The 15,548-nt window shown below is 70.8% G+C and carries 18 protein-coding genes and 1 riboswitch; of the genes, 9 read left to right on the forward strand and 9 right to left on the reverse strand.

The genetic code is table 11. From position 1 onward, the window contains the following. Positions 1–58 precede the first annotated feature (58 nt). Positions 59–436, forward strand: a complete 378-nt coding sequence (locus EXU48_RS11530; RefSeq protein WP_133107802.1) for a VOC family protein — start codon at positions 59–61, stop codon at positions 434–436. Between the two features lie 58 nt (positions 437–494). Continuing rightward, complete coding sequence (locus EXU48_RS11535) at positions 495–1,322, forward strand: phosphotransferase family protein (RefSeq protein WP_133107803.1); 828 nt, start codon at positions 495–497, stop codon at positions 1,320–1,322. Between the two features lie 13 nt (positions 1,323–1,335). Here the strand turns inward: EXU48_RS11535 and ribH are convergent, their stop codons facing one another. From ribH to EXU48_RS11565, 6 genes are all read right to left on the reverse strand, one after another. Beyond that, on the reverse strand, positions 1,336–1,857 hold the full coding sequence (ribH, locus tag EXU48_RS11540) for a 6,7-dimethyl-8-ribityllumazine synthase (protein ID WP_133107804.1): 522 nt from the start codon (positions 1,855–1,857) through the stop codon (positions 1,336–1,338). Continuing rightward, complete coding sequence (gene ribB / locus EXU48_RS11545) at positions 1,854–3,110, reverse strand: 3,4-dihydroxy-2-butanone-4-phosphate synthase (RefSeq protein ID WP_133107805.1); 1,257 nt, start codon at positions 3,108–3,110, stop codon at positions 1,854–1,856. Before ribB ends, ribH begins: the two co-directional genes overlap by 4 nt. Continuing rightward, a complete protein-coding gene (locus EXU48_RS11550; RefSeq protein WP_133107806.1) occupies positions 3,107–3,724 on the reverse strand; it encodes a riboflavin synthase in 618 nt (205 codons plus the stop codon). Before EXU48_RS11550 ends, ribB begins: the two co-directional genes overlap by 4 nt. A 19-nt stretch (positions 3,725–3,743) precedes the next feature. Continuing rightward, entirely contained in the window at positions 3,744–4,814 is a 1,071-nt protein-coding gene (gene ribD / locus EXU48_RS11555; RefSeq protein ID WP_133107807.1) for a bifunctional diaminohydroxyphosphoribosylaminopyrimidine deaminase/5-amino-6-(5-phosphoribosylamino)uracil reductase RibD, read from the reverse strand. 118 nt (positions 4,815–4,932) lie between these two features. Next, positions 4,933–5,063, reverse strand: a riboswitch (FMN riboswitch). Positions 5,064–5,223: 160 nt separating this feature from the next. Next, positions 5,224–5,715 (reverse strand): DoxX family membrane protein, encoded by a 492-nt coding sequence (locus EXU48_RS11560; protein WP_133107808.1) that lies wholly within the window; start codon positions 5,713–5,715, stop codon positions 5,224–5,226. Between the two features lie 271 nt (positions 5,716–5,986). Further along, positions 5,987–7,390: an FAD-dependent oxidoreductase gene (locus EXU48_RS11565; protein WP_133107809.1), complete on the reverse strand. Its 1,404-nt coding sequence runs from the start codon at positions 7,388–7,390 to the stop codon at positions 5,987–5,989. An 84-nt stretch (positions 7,391–7,474) separates the two neighbouring features. On the opposite strand from EXU48_RS11565, the gene EXU48_RS11570 reads away from it, so the two are divergent. Then, entirely contained in the window at positions 7,475–7,843 is a 369-nt protein-coding gene (locus EXU48_RS11570; RefSeq protein WP_235856977.1) for an ArsR/SmtB family transcription factor, read from the forward strand. A 31-nt stretch (positions 7,844–7,874) separates the two neighbouring features. On the opposite strand, the gene EXU48_RS11575 is transcribed toward EXU48_RS11570, so the two are convergent. Next, positions 7,875–9,371, reverse strand: coding sequence for a SulP family inorganic anion transporter (locus tag EXU48_RS11575; protein WP_133107811.1), 1,497 nt, complete (start codon positions 9,369–9,371; stop codon positions 7,875–7,877). A gap of 247 nt (positions 9,372–9,618) precedes the next feature. Here EXU48_RS11575 and EXU48_RS11580 point away from each other — a divergent pair, with 247 nt between their 5' ends. The 6 genes from EXU48_RS11580 (at position 9,619) to EXU48_RS11605 (ending at position 13,679) form a co-directional block, all read left to right on the forward strand. Beyond that, positions 9,619–10,044 carry a MerR family transcriptional regulator gene (locus tag EXU48_RS11580; protein ID WP_133107812.1) on the forward strand — a complete coding sequence of 142 codons (426 nt, stop codon included), beginning with the start codon at positions 9,619–9,621 and terminating at the stop codon, positions 10,042–10,044. Between the two features lie 219 nt (positions 10,045–10,263). After that, positions 10,264–10,593, forward strand: coding sequence for a thioredoxin (trxA, locus tag EXU48_RS11585; protein ID WP_133107813.1), 330 nt, complete (start codon positions 10,264–10,266; stop codon positions 10,591–10,593). Positions 10,594–10,601: 8 nt separating this feature from the next. Continuing rightward, positions 10,602–11,714 (forward strand): ACR3 family arsenite efflux transporter, encoded by a 1,113-nt coding sequence (gene arsB, locus EXU48_RS11590; RefSeq protein WP_133108037.1) that lies wholly within the window; start codon positions 10,602–10,604, stop codon positions 11,712–11,714. After that, entirely contained in the window at positions 11,711–12,733 is a 1,023-nt protein-coding gene (locus EXU48_RS11595; RefSeq protein ID WP_407938730.1) for a metalloregulator ArsR/SmtB family transcription factor, read from the forward strand. The genes arsB and EXU48_RS11595 overlap by 4 nt, the downstream gene beginning before the upstream one ends. An 18-nt stretch (positions 12,734–12,751) precedes the next feature. Next, positions 12,752–13,183 carry an arsenate reductase ArsC gene (locus EXU48_RS11600; protein ID WP_133107814.1) on the forward strand — a complete coding sequence of 144 codons (432 nt, stop codon included), beginning with the start codon at positions 12,752–12,754 and terminating at the stop codon, positions 13,181–13,183. A 136-nt stretch (positions 13,184–13,319) separates the two neighbouring features. Then, complete coding sequence (locus EXU48_RS11605; protein WP_133107815.1) at positions 13,320–13,679, forward strand: DoxX family protein; 360 nt, start codon at positions 13,320–13,322, stop codon at positions 13,677–13,679. 9 nt (positions 13,680–13,688) lie between these two features. On the opposite strand, the gene EXU48_RS11610 is transcribed toward EXU48_RS11605, so the two are convergent. Beyond that, complete coding sequence (locus EXU48_RS11610; RefSeq protein ID WP_207947705.1) at positions 13,689–14,783, reverse strand: sensor histidine kinase; 1,095 nt, start codon at positions 14,781–14,783, stop codon at positions 13,689–13,691. Continuing rightward, on the reverse strand, positions 14,776–15,471 hold the full coding sequence (locus EXU48_RS11615) for a response regulator transcription factor (RefSeq protein WP_133107816.1): 696 nt from the start codon (positions 15,469–15,471) through the stop codon (positions 14,776–14,778). The genes EXU48_RS11610 and EXU48_RS11615 overlap by 8 nt, the downstream gene beginning before the upstream one ends. Between the last annotated feature and the right edge of the window lie 77 nt (positions 15,472–15,548).

The raw sequence follows: 15,548 nt of genomic DNA on the forward strand, positions 1-15,548 counted from the left end.
CGGGACCCGGTCCGCCGGCGCTCGTGGCCGTTGTCGGTGGCGCGTGCCATCGTGAGCCATGACCACCCACACCCACACCATTCCGCTCTCGATCGACTACATCGAGATCTCGGTCACCGACCTGCAGGCCGCCAAGGACTTCTACGGCGGGGCGTTCGGCTGGACCTTCACGTCCTACGGGGACGAGTACGCGGGCATCCGCACCCCTGCCGAGACCGACGGGGAGGAGGCCGGCGGCCTCGCCCTGGTCGCTGAGCCGAGACCGGCCGGCGGACCTCTCGTGCTGCTCTACAGCGGCGACCTCGACGCCACCGTGCGCGCGGTGACGGGCGCCGGCGGCCGGGTCGTGAACGGGCCCTACGAGTTTCCCGGCGGGCGACGATTCCATTTCACCGACCCGAGCGGTAACGAGCTCGGAGTCTGGGGCCCACGGTAGGGCTACAGCAGTGACCATAGGAGGCCCGGACCCCACGGTGGACCCGTCGGAGCACGCGATGCTGGCTGACCTCGGCAGCCGCTCCGGCCTGTGGACCGACCGTACCCAGCCCACGACCGTGGCTCGGGGCAGCGAGAACACCACGTTCGCCGTCGGCGGCTTCATCGTCCGGCGCACGGTCGACGTCGACGCCCTGACCCGGGAGGTGGCGCTGCTGGAGGCGCTCGCCGGCGAGACCTCGATCCCGGTGCCGGTCCCGCTGGTGCACCGGAGCGACCTCGGCGTCCTCGTGTACCGGGCCCTGGGCGGCGAGCCGTTGCTGGGTCGGCCGGACCTGATCGGCCCCGCTGTGGAAGGGCCCCTCGTCGACGTGCTCGGCGCGTTGCGGAGGATCCGCCCGGATCCGCCGTTGGTCGTGGACGACCACCCGAACGATGCGTGGCTCGCCGGGGCCCGCCAGGACTTCGAGACCGCGCGGTCCCACCTCGGTCCCGAACGGGCGGCGGCCGTGGCGCAGTTCCTGGACCAACCGCCGCCACCGGCCGGACCGGTGCTGGTCCCCCAGCACAACGACCTCGGGGCCGAGCACATCCTGGTCGACGATCGCGGACGGGTCAGTGGCGTCATCGACTGGAGCGACGCCGCGCGCACCGAGCCGGCCCGTGACATCGGGCGGCTCCTGCGGGACCTCGGCCCCGCCATCGCCCTCGCGGTCGCGGCCGGGCTCGACGGCCAGTCGACCGCGGAGGAACGCCTGCGGATGACCTTCCACGCGCGGTGCACCTGGCTCGAGGACCTCGCCTACGGCCTCGCGGATCCGGCCGGGCGGTCGGCGTACCTGGCGAACGCCGAGCGCGTGTTCGGGCACGTCTTCGGCCACGCCTGAGGACGACCTCAGGTCAGCGGGCCGGCGGCGGCAACGAACCCGCGATCGAACCGGGGCTCGCCTCGGCCGATACGGTCGCGAGTGCGTGGAAGGTCACGAGTGCCGCCGCCGCAGCCTCGTAGCCCTTGTCCTCGCGGGAGCCGGGCAGGCCGGCCCGGTCCAACGCCTGGGCCTCGTCGTCGCAGGTCAACAGCCCGAAGCCCACGGGGACGCCATGGTCGAGGGCCACCCGGGAGAGTCCGTCGGTGGCGGCCGAGCACACGTAGTCGAAGTGCGGCGTGCCGCCGCGGATGACCACGCCGAGGGCGATCACGGCGTCATGGGCTCGGGCCAGGCGGTCCGCGGCCACCGGCAGCTCGAACGAACCGGGCACGCGCAGCACCGTCGGATCGGTGACCCCGGCCACCCGGCAGGCGCGCAGGGCGCCGTCGAGCAGTCCGTCCATGACCTGCTCGTGCCAGGACGCGGCAACGACGGCGACCCTCGCCCGTGGCAGGTGGGGAATCTCCTGGTTTGGACTTCCGTATCCGCTCATGCGCTCGCTCCGTTCTCGTGGGGAAGGCCGACGAGGTGGTGTCCCAGCCGGTCCCGTTTCGTGGTCAGGTAGGCCAGGTTTTCCGGCGTGGGGTGGGTGGTCAGGTCGACGGTGCCCCGCACGACAACGCCGCCGGCCCGTAGCGCCTGCGCCTTGGCCGGGTTGTGGGTGAGCAGTCGGACCGAGCGCACGCCCAGGTGCGCGAGGATGCGCGGGACCACGGCGAACGAGCGCGCATCCACCGGCAACCCCAGGTCGAGATTGGCGTCGACGGTGTCGCGGCCGGCCTCCTGGAGGGCGTAGGCCCGCAACTTCTCGGTCAGGCCGATGCCACGGCCCTCGTGCCCACGGAGTAGGACCAGCACGCCGTGCCCCTCCCGGTCGATCCGGGCCAGGGACTCCTCGAGCTGGGGGCCGCAATCGCAGCGCCGGCTGCCCAGGACGTCCCCGGTGACGCATTCGGAGTGCACTCGGACGAGGACGGGATCGGGCCCGGTGACGTCGCCGCGGACCAGCACCAGATGCTCGGCCCCCGGGACCGGACCGATCACTGGGTCCGACTCCCGCACCGCGAGCGCGGTGAACTCCCCGTGTCTGGTGGGCAGCCGCACCGGCTCGGTGATCTCCAGCGGAGGCGTCGTGGCAAGGCGGTGAGCGGCGAGGGCCTCGATGGAGATCATCGCGAGGCCACGGGCATCGGCGAACGCCCGCAGGGCCGGGCCGCGCATCATGGTGCCGTCGTCGTGGACAAGCTCGACGAGCACGCCCACCTCCGGTTGGCCGGCCAGCGCCATCAGGTCGACGGCGGCCTCGGTGTGCCCGCGCCGCTCGAGCACGCCGCCGGGGCGGGCGCGCAGTGGGAAGACGTGTCCGGGACGGGTGAGGTCGGCGGCTGTGGTGTCGGTTCCGGCGAGCAGTCGCAGGGTGCGGGCGCGGTCGGCGGCGCTGATGCCGGTGCTGACGCCGGCGCGGGCGTCAACGCTGACGGTGAAGGCCGTGCGCAGCGGGTCCTCGGTGCGTTCGACCATCAGCGGCAGACCGAGCCGGTCGGCGTGGGCGGCGGGCATCGGGGCGCAGATGATGCCGCTGGAGTGCCGCACCGTCATGGCCAGCAGTTCGGGGGTGGCGGCGGCCGCGGCGAAGATCAGGTCGCCCTCGTTCTCGCGGTCCTCGTCATCGACCACGACCACGGGCCGGCCGGCGGCGATCTCGGCGGCGGCGCGGGTGACGGTGTCCAGTCGGAGCGTGTTCATCGTGGCACCAGGGCTTCGAGCCCGGGGAGGAGGTTCTCGACGTACTTGGCCAGGACGTCCACCTCGATGTTCACGCGGGATCCGGCGCCGCGCCGACCGAGGGTGGTGCGCGTCAGCGTCTCGGGGATCAGGCCGATGGTCACCACGGCGTCCGTCACCGACACGACGGTCAGGCTCACGCCGTCGACGGCGATCGACCCACGGTCGACCACGTAGCGAGTGACGCCGTCGGGCAGTGCGATTCGGACCAGGTGCCCACCTCCGCCGCCGGTGTCGGCCTCGACGGCGAGAACCTCGCCGACACCGTCGACGTGGCCCTGCACGATGTGTCCGCCGAGGCGGGCGTCCGCGCGCAGGGACCGCTCGAGGTTCACCCGGTCGCCTGCCGCGAGGCCGCCGAGCGAGGTGGCCGCGAGGGTGGTGCCGATGACGTCGGCGCTCCACATCTGGCCGTCGTGCTCGGTGACGGTCAGACAGCAGCCGTTGACGGTGATCGAGTCGCCGGGTGCGGCGTCGGAGAGGACGAGCGGCGAGCGGATGTGCAGGCGGACGGCCTCGGCCGAGGAGTCGATGCCCTCGACGGTGCCGAGTTCCTCGATGATTCCGGTGAACATGGTGGTCCTTTCGGTTGGGTCAGGCGTGAGGTGGCCGCAGGGTCAGTTGGACGTCGGTGCGCCCATCCGGTGAGGTGAGCAGGGTGGTCTCGACCAGGTCGAAGGCGAGGGCGTCGGCGATGGTGCCGATGCCGAGCGACCCGACCGCCGACGGTCCGGCGCCGAGGAGTTTCGGAGCGAGGTGGACGATCAGCTCGTCGACTCCTCCCGCGGCGAGGAACGCCGCGATCAGGGTCGGGCCGCCCTCGAGCAGCACGTGGCGCCGGCCGCGAGCATGCAGGTCCGCCAGGGCCTCGGCCGGGTCGTGGGTGCGCAGGTGCACGGCGGGCACCGCAGGCGCCTGGGTGGGCAGATCCGGGATCCGGCGCAGACCCATCACGGCCCGGAGCGGTTGCCTCGGGTGCAGCGTGCCATCGGTGCGGCGCGCGGTGAGCGCGGGCCGGTCCGCCCGGGCGGTCCCGGCGCCGACCAGGACCACGTCGCAGCGGGCCCGAAGGCAGTGCACCTGCTCGCGGGCGGCGCTCCCGGTGATCCACCGGCTCGAGCCATCGGTCGCCGCCACCCGCCCGTCCAGGGTGAGCGCCAGCTTCGCGGTGACCAGGGGCCGCGCGTGCCGCAGGCCGTGCTCCCAGCCGCGGTTCAGCGCCGCGGCCTCGACTGCGAGTTCGGCGGGCACGTCGGTCTCCACCTCGACGCCGGCCGCGCGCAGGACCTCGACCCCGCCGGCGGCGACGGCGTTCGGGTCGCGGCGGCCGATCACCACCCGGCGGACCCCGGCGTCGATCAGGGCCTGGGTGCAGGGGCCGGTGCGGCCGGTGTGGGCGCACGGTTCGAGGGTGACGACCGCCGTGGCGCCGACTGTGCTCGCCGTGCTCGTCGGGCCCGCCGCGCCCGCAGCGCCCGCCCGGGCCAGCGCGTCGACCTCGGCGTGGGCCGTTCCGGCGCCGCGGTGGTAGCCCTCGGCGATGACCCGGCCGTCCGTGCCGAGCAGGACGCAGCCGACGCGCGGGTTCGGTCCGAGGGCAACGGCAGGGTGCGCCGCGATCTCGAGGGCACGGCGCAGTGCGTCGTGTTCCGCCTGGTGGATCATGCCCGCTCCTGAGGTCCGCGATGCTCGCGGTCCGGAGTGAGGGAGGGGTCACGGAGGCGTCGTCCACCAGGGGAATCCACGGTGCACGGGTGCGCCCTGGGGTCCGTCCGGAGACTCCTCGCGTGCGCTTCCCATCCGGACTCTGACCGTCGGTCCAGGAGTTCCACCTGGTCAACCGGTGACCTTGCGGTCATCGGGTCGCGGACTATGACCGCCGGCTCGGAATTTCACCGACCCCAGTGCACGCGAACTTGTCAGCTCGTCAGTCGCCAGGCTAACAGCGTCCTCCGCAACGCTGGACGCGGCGCTGTCCGACGACCGATCCGTGAGACGGACCGCACTCCGAACGCCGCCGCGCCCACCGGGATCGGCGGGGGCGGCGGCCTCCTGGAGACGATCGGGATCGGCGTCAACGAGCCAGCGACGCGACCCGGCCCCGCAACGCCCGGGCCGCGATCACCACGGCCGCCGCGACCAGGACGATGTCCTTGATGATGTACTGCGCCTCCAGGGTGAGCCCCCCGCCGAACAGGTCGCCGGCGAAGAGCACGACCGGGGCGAAGAAGCCGACCGTGGCGCCGCCCATGGCGAGCAGCCCGAGGCGCAGGAACGTGCCGGTGACGAGGGTGAGCCCGATGAACGTCTCGAGCAGCGCGACGGCCACCATGGCGCCCTGGCCGGAGACGAGCCCGAGGGACAGGGCTTCGACGGTGTCCATCACCAGGGTCTCGACCGGGCTCGCGCCCGGGAAGAACTTCGGGATGCCGAACACGAGGAAGATCAGGCCGACGGCCACGCGCAGCAGCGTGACGCCGTGACGGTCGGCCCAGTCGGCGAACCGGGTCGAGAAGGTGGCCGGCGGCGCAACCGGCGGCGGGCGAAGAGCGGTCTGGGTGGACATGGGAACCTCCGGGATGCGTGCGTTTTCGGACGTTCTCAGCGTCGCCGCGGCGGGCTCCCGGGACATCCGCCGACGAGCGGGTTCGGCACTGCGTCATCGGTCGAACCGAGGATCGCACCCGGTCGACGCGGAGGCCGCCCCGGGTACGTCAGCAGGCGCAGCCGACCCTGACGCGTGCGTGGGTGATGACCCCGATCAACGGCATCTCAGACGGCCCGCCGACAGCCGTACCACACTCGGGTGTCCGCGGCGCTGTGCGGCCGACTTCCGCTCAGAGGTCCCCGGACCGGCCGTGCGCCATCCCGGTCGCGAAGCCCACGCCGACGCCCGCCCCGAGAGTGACGGGTTGGGGTCCGGTGGGTGCACTGCCGCAGCACGAGCCCGCCACGCCGGAGTCGTCGGCCTCGAGGGCGAGGTCGCTCGAACAGACACCCGTCGCGGGAAGGGCCAGTTCGACGGCGTCGGCGCCGGCCCGGTCTCCGGCGAGGGCTGCGGCAATGGACCGGACCTGTTCGTAGCCCGTCGCCAGGAGGAACGTGGGGGCTCGCCCGTAGGACTTCATGCCGGCCAGGTAGAAGCCCTCGTCGGGGTGAGCCAGGACGCGCTCCCCGTGCGGGGGGACGGTGCCGCAGGAGTGCTGGTTCGGGTCGATCAGCGGGGCCAGAGCGGTCGGCGCCTCCACGACCGGGTCGAGGTCCAGCCGCACCTCGCGCAGCATGTCCAGGTCGGGCCGGAAGCCGGTCGCGTTGACGATGGAATGCACGTCCAACTCGAGGGTGTCCTCACGGGCCGCGCCGAGCACGCGGACGGACTCGGGACCCGGCACGACCTTCTCGATCGACACCCGGGTGAGCAGTCGCAGCTGCCCTGCCTCGACGGCGCCCTTGAGCCGGGTACCGAGCAGTCCACGCGCGGGCAGTTCGTCGTCGGTCCCACCTCCGAACAGGCGACGAGCCGATCCGCCGCGGATCGCCCAGGTGATCGTCGTGGCCGGTTCGGATGCCGCCAGTTCGACCAGGCTCAGCAGAGTGTTCGCGGCCGAGTGGCCCATGCCCACGACCAACGTGTGCCGACCCGCGAACCGGGCCCGGTCCGTGCCGAGCACCTCCGGAAGTGGCCCGGTGAGGAACTGTGCCGCGTCGTCCTCCCCGGCTGCGGGAAGGCCGCTCACACCCAAGGGGTTCGACTGTCCGTACGTGCCCGAGGCGTCGATCACGGCCCGGGCCAGCAGGTCCGCCACGGCGCCGCCGGCGTCCACGGTGCGCACGCGGTAGGCCCGCCGCTCCCGGCCAAGGCTGTGCGTCTTGTCGGCGCCATCGCGAGCCACGGCCACCACCCGGGTCCCGGTCCGCAGCCGGGTAGCGATCGCCTCGGTCTGCGCCAGCGGCACCAGGTAGTGCGTCACGAGCTCGGTGCCGGTCGGCAGCGCATCCAGATCTGGGCGGATCCATCCGGTCGGCTCCAGGAGTCGCGCCGCCGCGTCGTCGATGTCGTAGCGCCACGGCGAGAACAGCCGAACCTGCCCCCACGACGAGATCGCGGCACCGGGCCCGGCCCCCGCCTCGAGCACGAGCGGCTCGAGCCCGCGTTCGAGCAGGTGGGCCGCGGCCGCCAGACCTACCGGCCCTGCCCCGATCACCACGACCGGCAGGTCCTCGCGCGCAACGTGCCTCATCACTACTCCTCATATCGAGAAACATCAATGAGTCGAGCCTGCACCCATACATCGAAGAATGTCAATCTGTGGGACGATGATGCCGTGACGACGACCGACACCACACCGGCAACGACCGGCGCCGACTGCTGCACGCCTGCGGTCGCACAGGCCCTCGCCCCTGAGGTCGCCCGTGGCGTTGCGCGGGCGTTCAAGGCCCTGTCCGATCCGGCTCGCGTGCAACTCCTGGCGATCATCGCCGCACAGCCCGACGGCGAGGCTTGCGTGTGCGACCTCACCGAACCGGTGGCACTCACCCAGCCGACCGTCAGTCATCACCTCAAGATCCTCGTCGAGGCGGGACTTCTGGCCCGGGAACAGCGGGGCCGCTGGGCCTACTACACGATCCAGCCCACCGCCCTGACCCGGTTGGCCGCCGGCCTCGCGGGCACCGGGAGCACCGCGGCGCCATAGCCGTGGCGACCGTGACGGCGAGCGGGGCGGGTCAGTGTCCCGCGCCGAGGTTGCCGGAGAGCCTGGTGTGGCGGCTGGCACTGTCGGGATTCATGCCCACGATGGTGACGCTCTTGCCCTTGGTCTCGTACTTGTGGGTGATGGCGTCGAGGGACGCTACGGTCGAGGCGTCCCAGATGTGCGCGCGGGTCATGTCGATGACGATGTTCTGCGGGTCCCCGGTGTAGTCGAACTGGTAGACGAGGTCGTTGGACGAGGCGAAGAACAACTCGCCCTCGACGGCGTAGACCCGTTCATTGTCCTGGTCGCTGGCGTCCAGGCGGGTGACCGAGGTGACGTGCGCGACGCGCCTGGCGAAGAGCACCATGGCGACGAGAACCCCGGCAAGCACGCCGTAGGCGAGGTTATGGGTCGCGACGGTGATGACGACGGTCGCGAGCATCACGGCCAGTTCGGACTTGGGCATCCGGCGAAGGGTCGCAGGGTGGATCGAGTGCCAGTCGAAGGTGCCGACCGAGACCATGATCATCACCGCGACGAGCGCGGCCATGGGAATGGTCGCGACGACGTCGCCCAAACCCACCACAAGGACCAGCAGGAACGCTCCGGCCAGGAAGGTGGAGATCCGGGTGCGCGCGCCGGAGGCCTTCACATTGATCATCGTCTGGCCGATCATCGCGCAACCGCCCATGCCGCCGAGGAAGCCGGTGATGATGTTGGCTGCCCCTTGGCCCCACGCTTCCCGCGTCTTGTTCGAGTGGGTGTCCGTGATGTCGTCCACCAGTTTGGCGGTGAGCAGCGACTCGAGGATCCCGACCAGTGCCATCGCCAGCGCGAACGGGGCGATGATCTGCAGGGTCTCCAGCGTCAGCGGCACGTTCGGGAACAACAGTGACGGGAGAGAGTCGGGCAACGCGCCCTCGTCGCCGACGGTCGGGATGTCGTTCAAGCCGGCCAGCACGACGGCCGCCGTCAGCAGCACGATCGCCACCAGCGGGGCCGGGACCACCTTGGTCCAACGGGGCAGCAGCACCATGATCACGATGCCGACGGCCACCAGTGGATACACGAGCCACGGCACGCCGGTCAGGTGCGGAATCTGTGACAAGAAGATCAGAATGGCGAGGGCGTTGACGAAGCCGACCATCACCATGCGCGGGATGAACCGCATGAGTTTGGCGACACCGAGCACGCCCAAGGCCACCTGGAACACTCCGCCCAGGATCACGGTGGCGATGAGGTAGTCGAGGCCGTACCGCTGCATCACGGGCGCGATGACCAGAGCGATGGCACCGGTGGCCGCGGAGATCATCGCCGGGCGACCGCCCAGGAACGAGATCGAGACGGCCATGGTGAACGCGGCGAACAGTCCCACCCGAGGGTCCACACCGGCGATGATCGAGAACGCGATGGCCTCCGGGATCAGCGCCAGGGCGACCACGAGGCCGGCCAACACCTCGGTCCTGAGGCGCCGTGGCGAGCGCAGCGCAGCGCGGACGGAGAACGTCTCGCCCGCTTCCGGTGTCATGACGGCGGCGCGACTCAAGCGACGTGGCCCAGATCCAGCGGGTCGCGACTCGTTCGACATGCGGGGAATCCGATCAGGTGTGCGGTGGGGCGTGGGGGACTCAGCCGTGACATCGGACCCGCCATCGGAGTTCGAATCGTCGGCCTGTGCTGACGTCGCTGGGAGCGGACAGGGGAGCAATAGCGCGACGGATGAAACCCTACCCTAACGTAAGGGTAGAGTTTCTGACTGTCTGAGAGACTGGACCATGCGCACTCCGCAGCAGCCGACGCCGCACGGCGTGGGCGTCGGCGCGCCGCCGGCTGATGCTGAGGCTACGCAGCACATCGGAGCCGTGGCCGAACGTACCGGTCTGTCCCTGCGAACGCTTCGCCACTACGACGACGTCGGGCTCCTGCGACCCTCGGCACGATCCGAGGGCGGGTACCGCCTCTACACCGACAGCGATGTTGAGCGGATCCTGCTGATCAAACGCATGAAGCCGCTCGGCTTCACCCTTGACGAGATGGCCGACCTGCTCGACGCCGTCGCCACCTTGGACATCGATGCCGAGGACGCCACGGCCAGAGCCAAGGTCGCGGACTACACCCGTTCCGCGGAAGAGCGACGGCACAAGCTTGCACGCACCCTGGACATGGCGGACGAGTTCATCGCCCTGCTCCGCGCCACCTGAGTTCCGTCGGGTCGCTGAGCGGTCGTTCCACAGGCGGAACATCCCGCAACGATCGACGGACCGGGAGGATCGTCGACCGACCGCGGAACCGGGAGCCCCGAGGCGCCTTGCGGCCGCTTCCCGACAACCGCTTGCAGGTCATATCGACGTATGTCAACATAGACACATGCCGATATAAGCCCGGTGGCACCTCACGTGCCCGGCTGTGGAGGAGATCCGATGAGCACGAACACCGTCTCGGTGACCGATGAGACCTTCGCGGAGGTCGTCCTGGGCTCCCAGGTGCCTGTGCTCGTGGACTTCTGGGCGGCGTGGTGCGGCCCGTGCCGGCAGGTCGCTCCGATCCTGGAGTCGCTTGGCGCCGAGTACGCCGGTCGGCTGGTCATCGCCAAGCTTGACGCCGACGCGAACCCCAAGTCCCTGGCCGACGCAGGGGTGGTGTCCATTCCGACCCTGAACTTCTACGCCGACGGTCAGTTGATGAAGTCGGTGGTGGGAGCACGCCCCAAGAATGCGCTGATCACCGAGATCGAGGAGATCCTGGCGTGAGCGAGACCATGCTGGCTCCGGTCACGCAACGCACGCAGGCCCGCCGGCTCTCCACGCTCGACCGGTGGCTGCCCGCGTGGATCGGGCTGGCCATGGTCGCCGGCCTGGTCCTGGGCCGGTTCGTGCCGGGCCTTGCCGACGTGCTGACGGCGCTGGAGGTCGGTGGGATGTCCGTCCCGATCGGGCTTGGCCTGCTGGTCATGATGTACCCGGTACTGGCCAAGGTCCGCTATGACAAGGTCGGCGCAGTCACCGGTGACACGAGGCTGCTGGTCAGTTCGCTGGCGCTGAACTGGCTGCTCGGCCCCGCGCTGATGTTCGCCCTGGCCTGGACGCTGTTGCCGGATCTGCCGGAGTACCGGACCGGGCTGATCATCGTGGGTCTGGCCCGGTGCATCGCGATGGTCGTGATCTGGAACGACCTCGCCTGCGGTGACAGGGAGGCGGCCGCCGTTCTCGTGGCGATCAACTCCGTGTTCCAGGTCATCGCGTTCTCCCTCCTCGGCTACTTCTACCTGACGGTGCTACCCGGCTGGCTCGGCCTGGACACCCAGGGCTTGGACGTGTCCGTGGGACAGATCGCGCTCAACGTCCTGGTCTTCCTCGGGCTACCGCTCCTGGCCGGGTTCGCGTCCCGCTGGCTCGGTGAACGCACGAGGGGACGCCATTGGTACGAAGCCCGGTTCGTCCCCCGGATCGGTCCGTGGGCTCTGTACGGCCTACTGTTCACGATCGTGCTGCTGTTCGCCCTCCAGGGCGAGGCCGTGACCTCCAACCCGCTGGACGTGGCCCGCATCGCGCTGCCCCTGCTGGTCTACTTCGCGCTCATGTGGGGCATCGGGATCGTGCTCGGGAAGGCACTGGGCCTGGGCTATGCCCGCTCCAGCACGCTCGCGTTCACCGCGGCCGGCAACAACTTCGAGCTCGCGATCGCCGTGGCGATCGGCACCTTCGGGGCAGCGTCCGGACAGGCACTCGCCGGGGTGGTCGGCCCCCTGATCGAGGTCCCGGTCCTGGTCGGCCTCGTCTACGTCTCGCTCTGGCTCTCTCGCCGCCTGTTCCACACCGACCCCGACGGTCTGCGCGGCAGCACGCCACCTATGGAAGGGGCACAACCATGACCACCTCCGACGACGTGCGGCCCATGTCCGACGTGACCGACCCGGATTGCACCCCGCAGACCGAGTCCCATGCGATTGCCACCGAGGCCGCCACCACGGTGGCCACCACGCTGAAGGCACTTGCCGAACCGCTCCGGTTGCGGATGCTGTCCTTCATCGCCACCGCCCCGACCGGCGAGGCCTGCGTGTGCGACCTCGCCGCCCTGACCGACGTCTCCCAGCCGACCGTCTCCCACCACCTGAAAGTCCTACGTGAGGTGGGGATCCTCACCTCCGAACGGCGCGGCACCTGGGTCTGGTATCGCATCGAACCCGGCTACCGCGGCGCGGTCGCGACACTGCTGGACTCCTTCGCACCGGCCGCCCTCGAGGCACCACACCGTCGGCAGGCACTCGGTGGCCTGCAGGCCGTCGATCCGGTGCTCGATCGCATGGCCACCGAACTTGCGCCCTCCTTCCCCGGCGTTCACGTCGACGTGGTGCAGCGGATCGTCCGCGAGTCCTACACCGGCCTCGCCCGCACCGCGAAGGTGTCTGCGCACCTGATCTCGCTCGCCGAGCGGTTCGCTCGGCAGCGGCTCACCGACACCACCCGGGAGGCCACAACCTCGGTCCCGCAGGTGCTGTTCGTCTGTGTCGCGAACGCCGGTCGCTCCCAACTCGCCGCGGCCCTGATGCACCGCTACGCGGGCGACCGCGTCACCGTCCGTTCTGCCGGTTCCACCCCCGCCGCCGACGTCCACACCGGGGTCCGTGAGGCCCTGGCCAACCTCGGCACCACCGACGCCTACCCCAAGCCCCTCACCGATGACGCCGTCCGCGCGGCCGATGTCGTGATCACGATGGGCTGCGGTGATGTCTGCCCGATCCTGCCCGGCATCCGCTATGAGGACTGGCTGGTGGGCGACCCCGCGCTGGCCTCACCCGCCGGCATCGCCGCGATCCGCGCCGACCTCGACACCCGCGTCCGGGGTCTCCTCGCCGACCTGCTGCCCGACCTCACGCTGCCCACCACCTGAGCCATTGGAGCCAACGTCATGACCACCACCCCCCAGGCGTCCGCACTGTTCGTGTGTGTCCACAACGCCGGCCGCTCGCAGATGGCCGCCGGGTTCCTGCGCACCCTCTCCGGCGGGCGAGTCGACGTCCGCTCCGCCGGGTCCACGCCCGCCGACCAGGTCAACCCGGTCGCCGTCCAGGCGATGGCCGAGGTCGGCATCGACATCGGCGCCGAACAGCCCAAGGTCCTGACGACCGACGCCGTGCGGGCCTCGGACGTCGTCATCACCATGGGCTGCGGCGACGCCTGCCCCATCTTCCCTGGCAAGCGCTACGAGGACTGGACCCTCGAGGACCCGGCCGGGCAGGGCATCGAATCCGTCCGCGAGATCCGCGATGAGATCCGAGCGCGAGTGCTGACACTGCTCGACGAACTGGGAGTCAACCCTGACGCTCCCGGCCGTCAGTAGCCCCGTGCTCTGACCCGATCAGCAGGAGGGCGATCGAACCAGCATCTCTCCCGGGCTTCAATGGGTCGCACCGGACCGGCTGGTACGGTCCCGGCATGGCTGTGACGACCCCGCGTCCTCCGACCCGGGCCCGGTCATGACCTCGCTGCCCGAGCCCGTCTGGCCGATGGTGCTGCTCGCCCTCATCCAACTGGTCGACGGGGCACTATGCCTCAAGCCGGCAAGGTTCATCGCCGAGTGTTTCGAGGACGTGCACTTCCCCCGGCGGTTCTGGTGGGTGACCCCGCCGATCAAGTTCGCCGCCGCGGCCGGGCTGGTCGCAGGCATCTGGATCCCCTATCTCGGCGCCCTCACCTGCGGCGCGCTGGTCCTGTACTTCGTGGTCGCCATCTCGGCGCACCTGCGGGCGAGGGACTTCGGCCGGAACCTCTTCGTCAACGCCACCGGCATGCTCGTGGTCTGCGTCGCCACCGGCCTCTTCTGCTTCGTGCTCTGAGCGCCGCCGTCAGGCACCGTCGTCCGGTGCGGCCGCGGGCAGGCGCACCGTCACCCGAAGTCCACCCTCGGCGAGGGCGGTGAGCGCGAGCGTCCCGTCGTGCGCCGACGCGATGCTCTTCACGATCGCGAGGCCGAGTCCGACTCCGCCGTGGTCGTGGCGGATGCGTTGGGTGCCACGCTGGAACGGCTCGGTGAGCGTGGTGACCTGGGCCGGGGTCAGCACGGCGCCGGTGTTCTCGACCGTGAGCAGCACGGTGTCCGGCCGGGCGTCGGTACCGACGTGCACGGTGCCGTGGTCGGGCAGGTTGTGGACGATCGCGTTGTGCACGAGGTTCGTGGTCAGCTGCAGCAGGAGCGCAGGCGAGCCGGTCGTGGCGGCGGTGGCCCCGCCGGCCTCGATGCTGACGCCACGTGCCTCCGCGAGCGGCAAGAGGGTCTCGGTGGCGTCCTCCACGAGCAGCGACAGGTCGACGCGTTCGCGGGTGAAGGAGCGCTGGTCGGCCCGGCTGAGCAGGAGCAGCGCCTCGGTCAGCTCGATCGCGCGGGTGTTCACGGCGCGCAGGTGTTCCTCGAGTTCGCCGCCGCTGCGGTCGGGGTCGTCGCGGGCGACGTCCAGGAGCGCCTGCGTGATCGCCAATGGGGTGCGCAGTTCATGGGACGCGTTCGCCGCGAACCTGCGCTGCTCGTCGACGTGCGCCTCGAGCCGGGCGAGCATGTCGTCGAAGCTGTCGGCGAGCTCGCGGAACTCGTCCCGGCGTCCCTCCAGGTCGATCCGGTGGGAGAGCGATCCGGTCGAGGCCTTGCGGGTAGCGCGGGTGATCCGTCGCAGGGGTGCCAGCATCCGGCCGGCCAGGAACCATCCTCCGACCAGGCCGAAGACCAGCAGGAACGCCAGCGCCCAGGCCACCCGGGGGGCGAATGCCCGGATCAGGTCGCCGCGGCCGGGTACGAACCCGCCGCGGGTCGGGATCGCCTCCTCGGGCACGTAGCGCAGGAGGAACGCCCACACGACCGCGAGCAACAGCGCACCCGCCACCATGAGGAACCCGGCGTAGCTCAGGGTGAGCTTGAGACGAACGCTCGGGCCGGGTGCCCTAGCCACGGTCGCTCCGCGGGGCACCGGACTCCGGGCCGGCGTCGATGCGGTAGCCGACACCGGGCACGGTGGCGATCAGCCAGGGTTCGCCGAGTCGTTTGCGAAGCGCGGACACCGTGATCCGTACGGCGTTCGTGAAGGGATCGGCGTTCTCGTCCCAGGCCCGTTCCAGGAGTTCCTCGGCGCTGATGACCCCGCCCTCGGCCGCGACCAGCACCTCGAGGACGGCGAACTGCTTCCTGGTGAGCGCGACGTGCCGGCCGTCCCGGTAGACCTCGCGGCGGAACGGGTCCAGCCGCAGGCCGGCGATCTCCCGCACCGGTGGTCGGCTGTGCGCCCGCCGGCGGTCGAGGGCGCGGAGCCGGAGTACGAGCTCACGCATCTCGAACGGCTTCGTGAGGTAGTCGTCCGCGCCGAGCTCGAAGCCGGAGGCCTTGTCGTCGAGCCGGTCGGCCGCGGTCAGCATCAGGATCGGGGTGCCGGCACCCGAGGAGACGATGTGTGCGGCGACAGCGTCGCCGGAGGGTCCGGGGATGTCCCGGTCGAGCACGGCGATGTCGTAGGTGTTGACGCTCAGAAGTTCCAGCGCGGCGTCGCCGTCGCCGGCGATGTCGGCGGCGATCGCCGCCAGCCGGAGCCCGTCGCGCACGGCCTGCGCCATCAGGGGCTCGTCCTCGACGACCAAGACACGCATGCGTCCGATGCTACGAGCCCGTACCTATCGTGGGCATATCGGAAACCGCATACGGGGCGGCAACATCCCGCTCGCTT

The organism is Occultella glacieicola (genome assembly GCF_004353825.1).
Taxonomy (GTDB): domain Bacteria; phylum Actinomycetota; class Actinomycetes; order Actinomycetales; family Beutenbergiaceae; genus Occultella; species Occultella glacieicola.